We start from the raw sequence: 15,236 nt of genomic DNA on the forward strand, positions 1-15,236 counted from the left end.
AATGTCAATGGCAGTAGCAGGTGCGACAGCGGGAGAGGCGGCGCAAGCCGGGTTTTTGGACCGCGAACGAATAATCGCAAGACCGGGTTTCAATCGCTGGCTGGTGCCGCCGGCGGCCCTTGCCATTCATCTATGCATCGGCATGGCCTATGGCTTCAGCGTGTTCTGGCTGCCGCTGTCGAAGGCGCTGCCGACCACGGACCCCAGTTGCTCCAGCCTCACCCTTCTGGGTGCGCTGTTCACCACTGAGTGCAACTGGCGCGTGGCCGATCTCGGCTGGATCTATACGCTTTTCTTCGTTCTTCTCGGCTGCTCGGCGGCCATCTGGGGCGGCTGGCTGGAAAGAGTGGGGCCGCGCAAGGCCGGCTTCGTTTCCGCCTGCTGCTGGTGCGGCGGTATTCTGGTGGCGGCAATCGGCGTCATCACGCACCAGCTGTGGCTGATGTGGCTGGGCGCCGGCGTCATCGGTGGTATCGGTCTCGGCCTTGGCTATATTTCGCCCGTATCGACGCTGATCAAATGGTTCCCGGACCGTCGCGGCATGGCGACTGGCATGGCCATCATGGGATTTGGCGGTGGTGCGATGATCGGTGCGCCGCTTGCCAATCTGCTGATGAACAACTTCAAGACGGATGTTTCGGTCGGCGTCTGGCAGACTTTCGTGGTCATGGCCATGATCTATTTCGTCTTCATGATGGCGGGCGCTTTCGGTTACCGCATTCCGCCGTCGGGCTGGCGTCCGGAAGGCTGGACCGCGCCTTCCGCCAAAAGCGCCATGATAACCCATCGCCATGTGCATCTGCGCGATGCACATAAGACGCCGCAATTCTGGCTCATCTGGGCGGTGCTGTGCCTCAACGTTTCGGCGGGTATCGGCGTCATTGGCATGGCCTCGCCCATGCTGCAGGAAATCTTCGCGGGCTCGCTGATCGGCTTACCCGGCGTTGGCTTTGCGGATCTCGATGCCGGGCAGAAGGCGCAGATTGCGGCGATTGCTGCCGGTTTCACCGGGCTGCTTTCCCTGTTTAACATCGGCGGCCGCTTCTTCTGGGCGTCGATGTCCGACAAGATCGGTCGCAAGAACACTTATTTCTGCTTCTTCATTCTCGGCATCATTCTTTATGCGCTGGCGCCGACGCTTGCGACGATGGGCAACAAGGCGCTCTTCGTTCTGGCCTTCGGTATCATCCTGTCGATGTATGGCGGTGGTTTTGCGACCATTCCCGCTTATCTCGCAGATATTTTCGGCACGCAGTTCGTCGGCGCAATCCACGGCCGCCTGCTGACGGCGTGGGCGACTGCGGGCATCGCCGGTCCGGTCGTCGTCAACTACATTCGCGAAGCGCAGATCGCGGCGGGCGTGGCGCCAGGACCCGCGCTCTACACCAGCACTATGTATATTCTGGCAGGCATGCTGGCGATCGGCCTCGTGGCCAATGCCTTCGTGCGGCCGCTTTCGGACAGGTGGTTCATGTCGGATGCGGAGGTCGCGACGCTGCAGGCAAAGACGGCGGCCGCCAATGCCGGCCCGACAGGCTCCTTCGGCATCGGGCGTGGCGGGCTGGACACCAAGGCGGCACTTGCCTGGGTTGCTGTCGGTATTCCGCTTCTGTGGGGCGTATGGGTTACCGTGAAAAGCAGCCTTGCGCTCTTCGGCTGAGCGTCCATCGGCCCGGAAAGCATATGCCGGCTCATGGCCGGCATATGATCTGATTAAAGCGAAAACGTGCAGCTTGCCGGTATGGCGTCCATCAACGCCAGCTGGCAAGCAGTCCTTCAAGCGTTGCGCGATCTTCTTTGTCCAGACGGGCAAGTCCCGGGGCGCGAACGGGGCCAACCTTCATCCCGAGAATTTCCATGGCTTCCTTCACCACGGTCACGTTGGCGCCGTTGCGATATCGTGTCCGCAGCCGTTCGAACAATTCGATCTTTTCGATGATCTTCCGTGCGGTCGGGAAATCGCCGGCCGTCAGGGCGTCATGAACCTGCAGGGAAAATTGCGGCGCGACATTGACGAGACCGGATGTGAAACCACGCGCGCCAACCGCCGCGAAGGCAGGCGCCCAGCTTTCAGCCAGTCCGCAGACATATAGAGCGCCGTTCGGATCGGAAGCGGCAATCGCGCGCGACAGAAGCATGATGTCGGTCGTCGCGAACTTGATGCCGGCGACATTCGGGTGGCTGGCAAGCCTTACCATGTCATCGACCGAAAAGCCGTCCGCCCGGACATAGGCGACCAACGGCAATTCGCTGCCCTCCGCAAGGCCGATAAAATAGTCGATCTGCGATTGCGGGGCTGCAAAAGGGTCGACCGGCTGATGCGACATGACGGCGGATGCGCCCATTTCTTTTGCCTGACGCGCCATGGAGAGGGCCTCGCGCTGCGAGCGTCCGATCGCCGCCGTAACCGGGGCTTTGCCGCCGACGCCTTTTATTGCAGCCTCATAAACCTTCAGAATTTCCGCGGGCGTCAAGGCGTAGAATTCGCCGGTATTGCCTGCCGCAACGATATTGTGGATGCCTGCCTTTGCGACGCGGGCGTAAACCTCGGCGGTGACACCGGTCTGCACTTCGCCGCTTGCATCGTAAGCCGTTACCGGAACGCCGGAGATACCCTGCAGGGCCTGGCGAAAATCGAATGTCGTCATCAACTGGGTTCCTTAGGATCAAAAGTCATCTTCAGATGGAGAATTTGTGAACGGGCGTGCCGGCGACCGGGGCATCGAATGCGACAACCGTGCCTGCGGTGGTTATTCCGTCCGTCTCGGTGACGAGACTTGTGAGGTAGATCGTCTTGAGGTCGGGACCGCCGAAACAGGGCATGGTCGGCCCCCTGAACGGCAGCCGGTAGACCTCGAACAATTCGCCGTCCGGTGAAAAGCGGTTGAGACGTCCCGCCTGAACGCCGGCGCTCCAGTAACAGCCTTCGCAATCGGTCGCCGCACCGTCCGGCCTGCCTTCATCCGGCGCGAAATCGTGCAGGCGTTCGGCCGTGCCGAGCCTGCCGGTCGCGACATCGAAATCGAATGCCTGATACATGAGGCCGCTGCTGTCGGAATGATACATGCGTCTGCCGTCCGGGCTCCAGGCAAGCCCGTTCGATGTGAACATGTCGCCATCGATGATGCGTTCGATGCCGCCATCCGGGGCGACGCGATAGAGGCGTGCATTGCCTGTCTGTATCGCGGCCTCGTCGCGGGTCCCCACCCAGAAATGGCCGTCCGGGCCAACTTTTCCGTCGTTGAGGCGGCTGTCGGGCCGCCCGTCGTCCGGGTCGCACAGAAGATCGAGCTTGCCGCTCGCGGGATTAAGAAGATGCACGCCGGTCTTGAGGCCCGCCACAATCAACCCATTGTCGCAAAGGCCGAGACAGCCCACCTGGGCGGGCATGTCGTATCTGTCGAGTTTTCCACCGGGATGCAGGCGGAAAATGGCGGGCGCGAGAATATCGACAAACCACAGGTCGCCTGTGCGCTCATCCCAGGCAGGCGATTCGCCGACCTTCAGCGGGGTATCGATCAGGGAACGGAGCTTCGGTTCTATGATATGCGGCTGGCTCACTGGTTCCTCTCCCTCATCCGCCCCTTATGATTCTGTTTTCGACATTGCAGGGTGTGGCTTAACTGCCGACGCCCTGAAACATGCGGGCGCGCGCCTTCAATATGTGGTCTTTCATCGCGTCATGCGCGGCCTGCTCGCGTCGCGCAAAAATCGCTTCCACGATGGCCGTGTGCTCGTTCTGGACTTCGCGCACATGCTGCGGCGTCCGCTTGAGGCTGAGGCTGCGTGTCACCGACTGGCCGATGGCGAAATGGGGTTTGAACCAGATCCGCACCGTGATGTGGAACTGGTTATGGCTCGCCTTCGCGATGGCTTCGTGCAGGGCGAAGTCTTCCTCAGCGCCAAGATCGTTGCGCTCGAGACACTGTTCCAGCGCGGCAATCGCCTGCTCGATCCGCAACCTGTCCGCGGCCTGCCAGTTGCGCGCCGCAAGCTCAGTCGCGGAAGCCTCCAATCCGGCCCTGAACTCAAAAAAACGCTGCACGTCGGCCAGCGAGCCGACCGGCACCTGTTGCAACACGGAAGAATCCGGCTGCTGGCGTACATAGGAGCCGGATCCCTTTTGCGAAACGATAAGCTCGTCGTTCCGAAGCCGCTCCAGCGCTTCCCGCACAACCGGCCGCGATGCGCCGAACAGCGACGCCAGATTCTGTTCCGATGGCAGCCGCTCGTTCACGGGAAACCGCCCGTCCGAAATCATGCCGACGATTTTTTCGTAGATGATGTCGCTCAGCCGAGTCTCGCCTCGAGCGGCGGCAGATGCAGTGTGATTGTCCATCAGCAGCCCTTCCGTTGCAAATCGCTGAAGTTAATGGGTTTCCTGCATTTCAATCGCAACAGAAATACCGGGTTTTTTGTGCGCGAGGGGGCTGTCCTACCGATTTTTTCTTCAAGCCTGATCCTGAAAACCGGCCTACAAATAAAAAAGATGTAAAAATCTGTCAATACTTGTAATCATCTGAAAACGCCAATATGGTCTGCGCCTGCCGATGGAGGATCGGCGTGCTGGCTGGCCGGGAGGGCCGTCGCGGTTCGGTGAAAGCCGTCTCGCTGCCGGTGATTTTTTGGGAGGATTGTCGATGCGCGATGGCGAAGCATTTTCACTGGGCGTAACGCGCCGAACCTTTATGGCGGGTGTTGGCGGCGTCGCCGCCCTTTCCGTCATCGGGACCTCGGCGCGGGCTGCTGCCGGCAAGCAGGCGCCGGAACTGGAGGCGCTGGTAAAGGACGGCAAATTGCCGCCTTTGGCCGAACGCCTGCCGAAAAATCCGATGGTGGTGACGCCGCACGAGAAAATCGGCACCTATGGCGGCACATTGCGTCGTGGCCTGCGCGGTTCGTCGGACCATAACGGCATCCTGCGCATGGTCGGCAATCAGGGGCTGGTTCGCTGGAACATGGATTTCACCGAGGTTCTGCCGAACCTTGCGGTGAAATGGGAAGTCAACGACGATGCCTCGCAATTCACCTTCCATTTGCTGGAGGGCGCAAAATGGTCGGACGGCCACCCCTTCACCGCCGATGACGTGGTGTTCGCCATCGAGGACTGCATCAAGAACAAGGAGCTTTACAGCGCGACGCCAGCGCAGCTTTCCGTGGCCGGCAAGGCGGTCGATGTCGAAAAAGTCGACGATTTCACGGTAAAGTTCAAATTCGCCGCGCCGAATGCGCTTTATCTCGAAAACCTCGCCACGCCGCTCGGCCAGCATCCGACGCTGTTTCCCAAGCACTATTGCAGCAAGTTCCTGCCGAAATACAACACGGCGCTCGATGCCGATGTGAAGGCTGCGGGTGTTTCGAGCTGGACAGAGCTGTTCCGTGCCAAATGCGGCGATATCGAAATTCCGTCCCGCTGGTCGAATGTCGACAAGCCGACGCTTGATCCATGGGTGGTGAAGGAACCTTATTCCGGCGGCGCGACACGCGTGGTCATGACCCGCAACCCTTACTTCTGGCAAGTCGATACCGAAGGCAACCAGTTGCCCTATATCGACGAAATCAATTTCGGCATTTCGCAGGATGTCGAATCGCTGATGCTGAACGTCATTTCCGGCAAGATCGACATTCAGGAGCGCCATATCAGCGTACTCGCCAACAAGCCGACCCTGTCGCAGAACATGAAAAAGGGTGACTATCGCCTGCTGACTTTGGTGCCGTCTGCCGCGCAGCAGTGCCAGATTTACCTGAACATCACCCACAAAGACCCGGCGATGCGCAAGATGTTCGCCGACAAGTCGTTCCGTCAGGCATTGTCCATCGCGCTCAACCGGCAGGAAATCATCGACATCGTCTATTTCGGTCAGAGCGAGGGCTATCAGGCCGGGCCGCGTCCGACACATCCCTGGTACAATGAAAAGCTGGCGCGTCAATTCACCGAATACGATGCCGACAAGGCGAACGAGCTTCTCGACAAGGCCGGTTACGACAAGAAGAACGGCAATGGCATGCGGTTGCGGCCTGACGGCCAGCCCGTTTTCTTCTCTATCGACGTCATCCCGACGCTTTATCCCGATCTGGTCGATGCGCTGGAGCTGGTGAAGGCGCAGTGGGCGCAGATCGGCGTTGACATCAAGGTCAACACCATCGAACGCGCGCTCTATTATACACGCGGCGATGACAACGCCCACGATGCCGCCGTCTGGCCCGGTCCCGGCGGTCTCGATCCGATGCTCGATCCGCGCGATTTCTTCGCCTTCCATCCGCAGGGGTCGCGTTATGCCATTCCGTGGGCGCTCTGGTACACCTCGAATGGCCAGAAGGGCGAAGAGCCGCCGGAAAGCCAGAAGCAGCGCTTCAAGCTGTTCGATGAGGCGCGCTCGACGGCCGACCTTGCCAAGCGCGGCGAGAAGATGAAGCAGATATTCGACATTGCGGCGGAAGAATTCGAGACAATCGGCCTCTGCCTTGCGGTGGGCGGTTTCGGCATCATCCGCAACAATCTGCGCAATGTGCCGGAAACGGAACCCGACAGCTGGACCTGGCCCAATCCCGGCCCGGCGCTGCCGCAACAGTTCACCTTCACAAGCTGACACCGCCACATGGGCGTCGCTGCCGTAACGCGGCGACGCCTCTCAGGTTGTTTCGACCACCCACAGCCGTCTCCTTAGTGGAGGGCGGCGCGTGCGGCACAATGTGATTGCGAGAACGACATGCTGCTTTTTATCGTAAAACGCCTGCTGTGGATGATACCGTCCCTGTTTGCCGTCAGTTTCCTTGCCTTTGTCCTGATCCAGCTGCCGCCCGGCGACTATGTGACGACCTATATCGCCACACTGGCCGCTTCCAACGAAGTCATCGACCACAATACGGCGGCGCAGCTGCGCGAACGTTTCGGCCTCGATGACCCGATGATCGTGCAATATCTGAAATGGATATGGGGCATCGTCAGCCGCGGCGATTTCGGCATTTCGTTCGAGTGGCAGCAGCCGGTTTCAGGGCTTATCTGGGAGCGCATGGCGCTGACGCTGGTTCTGGCCATCGCAAGCCTTCTCGCAACCTGGGCCATCGCGCTTCCCATCGGCGTCTTCTCCGCCGTGCGCAAATATTCGATTGGCGATTATCTCTTCACTGCCTTTTCCTTTTTCGGCCTTTCCATACCCTCGTTCCTGCTGGCGCTGGTGCTGATGTATGTCGCGGCGGTGGAGTTCGGGGCCGATGTCGGCGGGCTGTTTTCCGCGGAATATGAAACGGCGTCCTGGAGCATTGCCAAGATGATCGACCTCATGGCCCATATCTGGCTGCCGGTCGCCATCCTTGCCGTGTCCTCCACCGCAAGCCTCATCCGCGTCATGCGCGCCAATATGCTGGACGAATTGCCCAAGCCCTATGTCACCACGGCGCGGGCGAAGGGATTGTCCGAGTTCAAGCTGCTGACGAAATACCCGCTCAGAATTGCGCTCAACCCGTTCATCTCCACCATCACATGGCTGTTGCCCAATCTCATTTCGGGCTCCGTGGTCGTCGCCATCGTGCTCAATCTGCCGACGGCTGCACCGCTGCTTCTGCAGTCGTTGATGGCGCAGGACATGTATCTCGCCGGCGCTTTCGTGCTGCTGATCTGCGCGCTGACGCTGATCGGATCGCTTATCAGCGACATCCTGCTTGCGCTGGTCGATCCGCGCATCCGGCTCGAATAGGAGGGCGCCATGAGCGATATCACCATGACCACCAATGCCCGGCAGGACCGCGCCGCCGTCGCCTCGCAGTGGCAACTCATCTGGTGGGCCTTCAAGCGCCACAAGCTGGCCATGGCCGCCCTGTTCATCACCATCGCCATGTATATCGTCGCGCTGGTGCCCGGCTTCTTCGCCATCAACGATCCGGTGCTGCAGAATGCCCGCGCCACCTTCCATCCGCCGCAGCGCGTCCATTTCATCGATACGACCGAGGGTTTCTCGCTCGGGCTGCATTATTATCCGCTGAAGCTGACCCGCAATCCTGAAACGCTGGCGGCGGTGTTCGTCGAAGATACGGCTAAGAAAATTCCGGTCCAGCTTTTCGGTCGCGGTTACGAATATTCCGTATTCGGCCTGTTCACCACAAATATCCACCTGCTGGCCTCCACCGATAAAACGCGCCCGCTCTTCCTTTTCGGCGCGGATCGTCTCGGGCGCGATGTCTTCAGCCGCGTGGTACAGGGCGCGCAGGTCTCCCTGTCCATCGGTCTTGTCGGCGTGTTCTTCTCCTTGCTGCTCGGCGTCGTTCTGGGAGGCATTTCAGGATATTACGGCGGCCGCATCGATTTCGTCATGCAGCGAGTGATCGACTTCGTGCTTTCGCTGCCCACCATTCCCATCTGGCTGGCGCTGGCCGCCGCCCTGCCGCAGGGCTGGCCTGCCACGCTTCAATATATGATGATCACCATCATCCTGTCCCTGACCGGCTGGGCGCAGCTTGCCCGCGTCGTGCGCGGCCGGTTCCTCTCGCTCAGAACCGAAGAGTTCGTGGCCGCGGCCCGGCTGGATGGTGTGCCGGAAGGGCGCATCATCTTCCGTCATATGCTGCCGAGTTTTTCGAGCCATATCATCGCCTCGGTCACGCTTGCGGTTCCGGCGATGATCCTTGCGGAAACATCGCTGTCCTTCCTCGGTCTCGGCCTTCAACCGCCGACGATTTCCTGGGGCGTTTTGCTTCGCGAGGCGCAGAATATCCGCTCGATAGCGACAGCACCCTGGCTGTTCCTGCCCGGTGTGGCGGTCGTCATTGCCGTCATGGCGCTCAATCTGCTCGGCGACGGCCTGCGCGACGCAGCCGACCCCTATAACAAGTGAGGGCCCCGGATGAGCGACATTCTCTCCATGAAGCCAGCCAAGCCGCTGCTTGAAGTCCGCAATCTGGTCACCGAATTTCCGGTCAGAAACGGCGTTTTCCGGGCGGTCAACGATCTGTCTTTTTCCATCGATCCCGGCAAGACCCTCTGCGTCGTCGGCGAAAGCGGTTCCGGCAAATCCGTCACCGCCCGTTCGATCCTGCAGATCATCGACAGCCCCGGCCGCATCGCGTCCGGGTCGATCATCCTCAACCGCGCCGACGGCACGTCTCTCGATCTCGCAAAGCTCGATCCGCGCAGCCGGGCCATCCGCTCGGTGCGCGGCGCTAACATCGCGATGATTTTTCAGGAGCCGATGTCGTCGCTTTCACCCGTGCACACGGTCGGCGACCAGATCACCGAGGTCCTGCGCCTGCATCTGAAGATGAGCAAGGCACAGGCGCGGGCCGAGGCCATCGAGCTGTTGCGGCAGGTGGAAATCCCCAATCCTGAAAAGGCGCTGGATCGTTACGCCTTCCAATATTCGGGCGGCATGCGCCAGCGTGCGATGATCGCCATGGCGCTGGCCTGCAAGCCGCAGCTTCTGATCGCCGACGAACCGACGACGGCGCTCGATGTGACGACACAGGCCGAAATCCTCGACCTGATATCGCGACTGCAAAAGGCGCACGGCATGGCGGTGCTGTTCATCACCCACGATATGGGTGTGGTGGCGCAGATTGCCGACGACGTGCTGGTCATGCACCATGGTGTCGCCAAGGAATATGGAACCGTGGATGAGATATTCCACAGCCCGCAGGACGCCTATACCCGCATGTTGATCGGCTCCGTGCTGAAGCTGGAGCAGAAGGCGGAAATCCGGCTTGCCCGGCCTCCGCTCGATCTCACGGCCGCGCCGGTGCTCGAAGTGAATGACCTTTCCATGCATTTCGGCGAGATGAAGGCGCTGGATGGCGTGTCGATCAAGTTATTGCCGGGCGAGACGCTCGGCATCGTCGGCGAAAGCGGTTCCGGCAAGACCACGATGGGCCGCTCCATCATGCGCCTTTACGATCCGACCGGCGGCGCGATGCTCTATCGCCGGGCAGATGGCAGCGTGGTCGATCTGGCCAGGATCGACGGCGCCGAGCTGAAAGCCGCACGGCGTGAGCTGCGCATGGTTTTCCAGGACCCGTTCGGCTCGCTCAATCCGCGCATGACGGTGGCGCAGGTCATCGGCGAGCCCTTGCTGGTCAACGGTATTGCCAGGGGCAGGGAGTTGGATGAGCGTGTCTGCGCCCTGATGGAGCAGGTGGGTCTCGATCCAGCCGGGCGTGAGCGTTACCCGCACGCCTTTTCCGGCGGCCAGCGCCAGCGTATCGGCATCGCTCGCGCCATCACACTGAAGCCGCGCATCATCGTGGCGGATGAGGCGACGTCGGCGCTCGACGTCTCGGTGCGGTTCCAGGTGCTGGATCTTCTGATGCGGCTGCAGGACGAGCTGGGTCTCGCCTATATCTTCATCAGCCACGACATCGGCGTCATCCGCTACATGTGCGACCGCGTCGGGGTGATGTATCGCGGCAAGCTGGTGGAAGTGGGAGACGCCGAAAAAGTCTGCAACGCGCCGGATCATCCCTACACGCAGGCGCTTCTTTCCGCCATTCCGCGCCCGGACCCGCGCGACCGGGACCGCACCCGCAGATTCCGCTACGTCGAACCATCCGAAGTCAAGAACGGGGCCGCCGCGCGATAACGCAGGGCCTGCTGCACGCTGCAATTCATGAGGAAGACTGAAGCATGAAAATCGATCGCATGCGGGTATTCGTCACCCGCGACAAGGACCGCCCCCGTGTCATCGTCGCTCTCGATACCGATGACGGTTTGACCGGCTGGGGTGAATGTTACAATCACGGCCCCGATCTCGCCCTGCCGCCGGTGCTGGATTACCTCTATAGCTTCCTTTCCGGGCAGGACCCGACGCGGGTTGAATATCTCTATAACCTCCTTCTACAGCAGAACCGCTTTCCGCCCGGCGCGCTCGGCCTTTCGGCCATCTCGGCGCTGGACCATTGCCTCTGGGACCTTGCCGCCAAGGCGGCGGGGGTGCCGGTCTACAAACTGCTGGGCGGCGAAGTGCGCGACCGTATCAAGGTCTATGCCGGGGTCTACACGGCTCCGGACGCGCCGGCGGCAAAGGAAGAGTTCGATCGTCTGAATGAAGACTGGGGCTTCACGGCCTTCAAGCTCAGCCCGTGGCGCCTCGACATCCACGCGCATCGCTGGGGCGAGGTGGTGCGCAGTTCGGCCGAATATTTCCGCTCGCTTCGCGAGACCGTGCGGCCCGACTACGACATTGCCTTCGATGCCCATGCCAAGATTTTCGAACCCGCGGCCGCCCGCCAGCTTGGCAACGCGCTTGCCCCTTATGATCCGCTGTTCTTCGAGGAGCCTTTGCGTCCGGAAAACATCGAGATGTGGGGAGACCTGAAACAGGGACTGAACTGCACGCTGGCAACAGGGGAAAGTCTGTATAATCGCAATGAGTTCCTGCGTCTTCTTCAGGTAAAGGGTGCGGATATCATCCAGCCTGATATTTGCGTCGTCGGCGGTATCTCGGAGATGCGCCGCATCGCTACGCTTGCGGAAGCCCATTTTGTCAGCATCGCGCCGCATAACCCGATGGGGCCGCTTGCCACCGCCGTCAATGTGCATTTTTCCGCTGCCCAGCAGAATTTCCGTATTCTCGAATACCGACTGCCGAAAGGGCAATGCTACGTTTATGGCGGTACCGATCTGGAAAAACGCGAGGATGAAACCCGTTATGTCGTCGACCCCTATCTGCCGAAGGACGGATATCTGGAACTGAGGCCGGATCGCCCCGGCTGGGGTGTCGAGATGGATGAAAAAGCCATGCAGGAAGATGGTTATGTTCACTGGCAAAGACGGGTGCCAAAACGGCCTGACGGATCCTATGCCTTTGCCTGAAACGGTTGCGATAAGCTGCGGGCCGCTTTCGGCCCGCCTGCGCCCCGCATGGGGCGGCAGGATGACCCATCTGCACCATGCCGACCACGGCGATATTCTGGTGCCGACGGGTGAGGACGGTTTCGAGCCGCTCAACTGGCCGCGCGCCGGCGCATACCCGCTGTTTCCTTATCACAACCGCCTTTATGGCGGCTCCTTCGTTCATGCCGGCATCCGCCATGACCTCCTGCCACATCCGGCCCTTGCGCCGGATGCCATGCATGGGCCTGCGCACCGGCGCGCATGGGAGATTTCCGATCTGGCTTCCGATCGGGCCGGGCTGGTACTCGACTATGAGGCTGACGGGGAATGGCCATTTTCCTTCCGCGCCGAACAGTCTTTTCTGCTTGAAAACACCGGCCTCACCGTGGACCTGTCGATCACCAATCTGGCGGACGTGCCCGCGCCGATGGCGCTCGGATGGCATCCCTATCTGGCCGCCGGCCTTGGTTGCGACGCGCGCACGGATGCCAGGCTGCAATATCCGCTGGACCCGCAGAACGTGCCGACCGGCCAGCCGGCAGTCCCTCGCCACAACGCCGCCATTCCCGCTGCAACGGGATACACGTTGCATTATACCGACTGGTCAAATGCACATGTGCAATTTGACAGGTTTTCGCTGCGGATCGAGGCCGATCCTATTTTTGGCCATCTCGCCGTTCACCGCATGGACCGCTATCTTTGCCTCGAGCCCGTTTCCATGGCTGCCGGAGCGCTTGGCGTGCCGGAGACGCAGCGGGAAGTGTCTGGTGTCAGGATCATCCCGCCCGGAGAGCGCCTGTCGGGACGCATCCGGCTTTCCATCGGGCCTTGAGGAGCACAGGGCAGGTGAGAACGTCATGCGCCTGCGCCGCACTTCACTTTCAAAAAAACGCCACATGCCCATATTTTGAGCGTGAAAAATCGTCGCTCAAAAATGCGCTTGACGTCGGCAAAATTTCTCACCAAATGAACCAATATCAGATTGGTTCAGACAAATGGTGCGGCGTGGCAGCAGGCCCTAACGACAATTCCAACTACGCCTTGGCGCGGTTGCGTGACTATATTCAGGCGAATCATCTCGCGAGGGATGGGCGTCTGCCGACGGAACGGGCCTTTGCGGAGACTTTTAACGTCGGCCGCCGTTCGATCCGCCGGGCGCTGGAGGTTCTGGAAGCCGAGGGCCTGATCTGGCGGCGGCAGGGGGCCGGAACCTTTGTGGGTGAAAAACCGGACGATTGGTCCGCCCAGGTGACGGAACTGGTCGCCGGCACGGATATCATGGAAATCATGGAAGTGCGCCTGCGCATCGAGCCGCAACTGGCGCAGCTTGCGGCCATGCGCGCCAAACCCGCCGAGGTGGAACGCATGCGCGCCCTCGTCCAGAAGACCGGCCAGAGCACGGATGCCGACGCCAAGGAGTTGTGGGATGGTTCGCTTCACCGCCAGATTGCCCAGAGCGCCGGCAATAAATTGTTCCTGTCCATCTTCGATGTCGTCAACCGCATTCGCCAGGACGATGCATGGCAGTCGATACGGGAACTGGCGCGCCGCAGCGGTACGAACGGCAAGGCTTCCTTCGAGCAGCACATAGCGATCGTCGATGCCATCGCCGACCGCGACCCCGCAAGAGCCGGCGAAGCGATGCGCCAGCACCTTCTTATGCATCAGGAAAGGCTGATCCGCGCCACCTCGCTCGGCTTTCTGGAGGAGAAAACCGGCGAAGAGATCGCCGCCCGCAGCACGGGCGATGCCGATAATCCGCTCACGCCGGCCTCATAAGCAGCAGAGCAGACCTGCCGGCCTTTCAGGACCGGCCAATGAAAAAACAAAGATAACCTGACCAGAGGATAGAACATGAAGAAAATCAAGACATTGACCGCGGCCTTATTGGCCGGTGCATTCCTGTCCACGCCGGCCATTTCGTCCGAATTGCGCATCGGCCTTAACGATGACGCCGACGTTCTCGACCCTGCGCAATCGCGCACCTTCGTCGGGCGTATCGTTTATACCGCCATGTGCGACAAGCTCGTCGACATCTCGCAGGACATGAAGATCGTTCCCCAGCTTGCCACCGAATGGGCCTGGTCCGAGGGCGGCAAGGTGCTGACGATGAAAATCCGCGACGGCGTGAAATTCCACGACGGCGAGACACTGGATGCGGCGGCTGTCGTCGCCACCATCGAGCGCAACATGACCCTGCCGGAATCCCGCCGCAAGAGCGAGCTTTCCTCGGTCGAAAAGGTCGAGGCCACCGGGCCGCTGGACGTCAAATTCACCCTGAAGACACCAGATGTTACGCTGCTGGCGCAGCTTTCCGATCGTGCCGGAATGATCGTTGCGCCGAAGGCGGCCAAGGAACTGGGCGCGAATTTCGGTTCGAAGCCGGTCTGCGCCGGGCCGTTCAAATTCGTCGAGCGCATCCAGCAGGACCGTATCGTGCTCGAGAAATTCGCCGATTATTGGGACAAGGACAAAATTCTGGTCGACAGGGTTGTTTATCTGCCGATCCCCGATACGACGGTGAAGCTTGCCAATCTTCGCTCCGGAGACCTCGATATCGCCGAGCGCATCTCGGCCTCCGATGCCGAGTCCGTCAGGAACGACGCCAATCTGACCTATGCGGATGTCATCGGACCGGGCTACATGGCCATGTATGTCAATATCAACAATGGTTCGCGTGCGGATAATCCGCTCGGCAAGGACAAGCGCCTGCGTCAGGCCTTTTCCTATGCGATAGACCGGGAAGCGATCGGCCAGATCGTCTTCGAGGGCACATCCAAGGCAGGCAATCAGGCTTTCCCGCCCACAAGCCCGTGGTTCAACCAGAACTTGGCCGTGCCGGCGCGCGATATCGACAAGGCCAAGCAACTGATGAAGGAGGCGGGTTACGAAAAGCTCGATATCGAGCTTCAGCACGCCAACAACACAACGCAGACGCAGATGATGCAGGTCATCCAGTCCATGGTGGCCGAGGCCGGCTTCAACGTCACCCTGAAGGCCACGGAATTCGCGACTCTTCTGTCCGAACAGACGGCCGGCAACTACCAGCTCAGCCGTTCCGACTGGTCGGGACGTATCGATCCGGATGGCAATCTGCATCAGTTCGTCACCTGCAAGGGCGGCATCAACGATGTGAAATATTGCAATCCCGAGGTCGACAAGCTGCTGAACGAGGCCCGCGCCTCGACCGAGGATGCGGTGCGCAAGGAAAAATACGATGCCGCAAGCGTCATCCTCAACGATGACATGCCGATCATCTATCTCGGTCACCAGCCCTATGCCTATGCCATTTCCAACAAGGTCAAGGGCTGGGCGCCGTCGCCGGATGGCATGATCCGCCTTCTCGGCGTCTCCAAGGACTGAACGCTTCGGATGCGCCGCACGGCCTTGCCGTGCGGCCCTCACGAATTGGCACGAA

The 15,236-nt window shown here is 60.5% G+C and carries 12 protein-coding genes; 9 read left to right on the plus strand and 3 right to left on the minus strand.

What is annotated here, in order from left to right; translation table 11 throughout:
• Positions 1 to 7: 7 nt before the first annotated feature.
• Positions 8 to 1,660, plus strand: a complete 1,653-nt coding sequence (locus O3W47_RS10375) for an OFA family MFS transporter (protein ID WP_262530674.1) — start codon at positions 8 to 10, stop codon at positions 1,658 to 1,660.
• 91 nt (positions 1,661 to 1,751) lie between these two features.
• Here O3W47_RS10375 and O3W47_RS10380 read toward each other — a convergent pair whose 3' ends face one another.
• From O3W47_RS10380 to O3W47_RS10390, 3 genes are read right to left on the minus strand one after another with little or no spacing between them, the layout of a single operon-like run.
• Positions 1,752 to 2,648, minus strand: coding sequence for a dihydrodipicolinate synthase family protein (locus O3W47_RS10380; RefSeq protein WP_269313650.1), 897 nt, complete (start codon positions 2,646 to 2,648; stop codon positions 1,752 to 1,754).
• A 31-nt stretch (positions 2,649 to 2,679) separates the two neighbouring features.
• Positions 2,680 to 3,561: an SMP-30/gluconolactonase/LRE family protein gene (locus tag O3W47_RS10385; protein WP_269313651.1), complete on the minus strand. Its 882-nt coding sequence runs from the start codon at positions 3,559 to 3,561 to the stop codon at positions 2,680 to 2,682.
• 58 nt (positions 3,562 to 3,619) lie between these two features.
• Positions 3,620 to 4,339 carry a FadR/GntR family transcriptional regulator gene (locus tag O3W47_RS10390; protein WP_174025094.1) on the minus strand — a complete coding sequence of 240 codons (720 nt, stop codon included), beginning with the start codon at positions 4,337 to 4,339 and terminating at the stop codon, positions 3,620 to 3,622.
• 301 nt (positions 4,340 to 4,640) lie between these two features.
• Between O3W47_RS10390 and O3W47_RS10395 the strand changes: the two genes are divergently transcribed.
• The 8 genes from O3W47_RS10395 (at position 4,641) to O3W47_RS10430 (ending at position 15,181) form a co-directional block, all read left to right on the plus strand.
• Entirely contained in the window at positions 4,641 to 6,590 is a 1,950-nt protein-coding gene (locus O3W47_RS10395) for an ABC transporter substrate-binding protein (RefSeq protein ID WP_035260480.1), read from the plus strand.
• A gap of 120 nt (positions 6,591 to 6,710) precedes the next feature.
• Positions 6,711 to 7,697: an ABC transporter permease gene (locus tag O3W47_RS10400; RefSeq protein WP_269313652.1), complete on the plus strand. Its 987-nt coding sequence runs from the start codon at positions 6,711 to 6,713 to the stop codon at positions 7,695 to 7,697.
• Positions 7,698 to 7,706: 9 nt separating this feature from the next.
• A complete protein-coding gene (locus O3W47_RS10405; RefSeq protein ID WP_137454089.1) occupies positions 7,707 to 8,831 on the plus strand; it encodes an ABC transporter permease in 1,125 nt (374 codons plus the stop codon).
• A gap of 9 nt (positions 8,832 to 8,840) precedes the next feature.
• Positions 8,841 to 10,565: an ABC transporter ATP-binding protein gene (locus tag O3W47_RS10410; RefSeq protein WP_269313653.1), complete on the plus strand. Its 1,725-nt coding sequence runs from the start codon at positions 8,841 to 8,843 to the stop codon at positions 10,563 to 10,565.
• Positions 10,566 to 10,609: 44 nt separating this feature from the next.
• Entirely contained in the window at positions 10,610 to 11,797 is a 1,188-nt protein-coding gene (locus tag O3W47_RS10415) for a galactarate dehydratase (protein ID WP_269313654.1), read from the plus strand.
• A complete protein-coding gene (locus O3W47_RS10420; protein WP_269313655.1) occupies positions 11,784 to 12,650 on the plus strand; it encodes an aldose epimerase family protein in 867 nt (288 codons plus the stop codon). Before O3W47_RS10415 ends, O3W47_RS10420 begins: the two co-directional genes overlap by 14 nt.
• A 134-nt stretch (positions 12,651 to 12,784) precedes the next feature.
• Entirely contained in the window at positions 12,785 to 13,597 is an 813-nt protein-coding gene (locus O3W47_RS10425; protein ID WP_269313656.1) for a FadR/GntR family transcriptional regulator, read from the plus strand.
• A 75-nt stretch (positions 13,598 to 13,672) separates the two neighbouring features.
• On the plus strand, positions 13,673 to 15,181 hold the full coding sequence (locus O3W47_RS10430; RefSeq protein ID WP_269313657.1) for an ABC transporter substrate-binding protein: 1,509 nt from the start codon (positions 13,673 to 13,675) through the stop codon (positions 15,179 to 15,181).
• Positions 15,182 to 15,236 lie beyond the last annotated feature (55 nt).

It is taken from the genome of Agrobacterium sp. LMR679 (assembly GCF_027157905.1).
Taxonomy (GTDB): Bacteria; Pseudomonadota; Alphaproteobacteria; order Rhizobiales; family Rhizobiaceae; genus Agrobacterium; species Agrobacterium leguminum.

Bases quoted from the DNA above. Each gene is read 5' to 3' on its own strand.
- O3W47_RS10425 (WP_269313656.1), top strand. From the start codon at position 12,785: ATGAACCAATATCAGATTGGTTCAGACAAATGGTGCGGCGTGGCAGCA.
- O3W47_RS10400 (WP_269313652.1), top strand. From the start codon at position 6,711: ATGCTGCTTTTTATCGTAAAACGCCTGCTGTGGATGATACCGTCCCTG.
- O3W47_RS10405 (WP_137454089.1), top strand. From the start codon at position 7,707: ATGAGCGATATCACCATGACCACCAATGCCCGGCAGGACCGCGCCGCC.
- O3W47_RS10430 (WP_269313657.1), top strand. From the start codon at position 13,673: ATGAAGAAAATCAAGACATTGACCGCGGCCTTATTGGCCGGTGCATTC.
- O3W47_RS10410 (WP_269313653.1), top strand. From the start codon at position 8,841: ATGAGCGACATTCTCTCCATGAAGCCAGCCAAGCCGCTGCTTGAAGTC.
- O3W47_RS10395 (WP_035260480.1), top strand. From the start codon at position 4,641: ATGCGCGATGGCGAAGCATTTTCACTGGGCGTAACGCGCCGAACCTTT.
- O3W47_RS10390 (WP_174025094.1), bottom strand. From the start codon at position 4,339: ATGGACAATCACACTGCATCTGCCGCCGCTCGAGGCGAGACTCGGCTG.
- O3W47_RS10375 (WP_262530674.1), top strand. From the start codon at position 8: ATGGCAGTAGCAGGTGCGACAGCGGGAGAGGCGGCGCAAGCCGGGTTT.
- O3W47_RS10420 (WP_269313655.1), top strand. From the start codon at position 11,784: ATGCCTTTGCCTGAAACGGTTGCGATAAGCTGCGGGCCGCTTTCGGCC.
- O3W47_RS10380 (WP_269313650.1), bottom strand. From the start codon at position 2,648: ATGACGACATTCGATTTTCGCCAGGCCCTGCAGGGTATCTCCGGCGTT.
- O3W47_RS10415 (WP_269313654.1), top strand. From the start codon at position 10,610: ATGAAAATCGATCGCATGCGGGTATTCGTCACCCGCGACAAGGACCGC.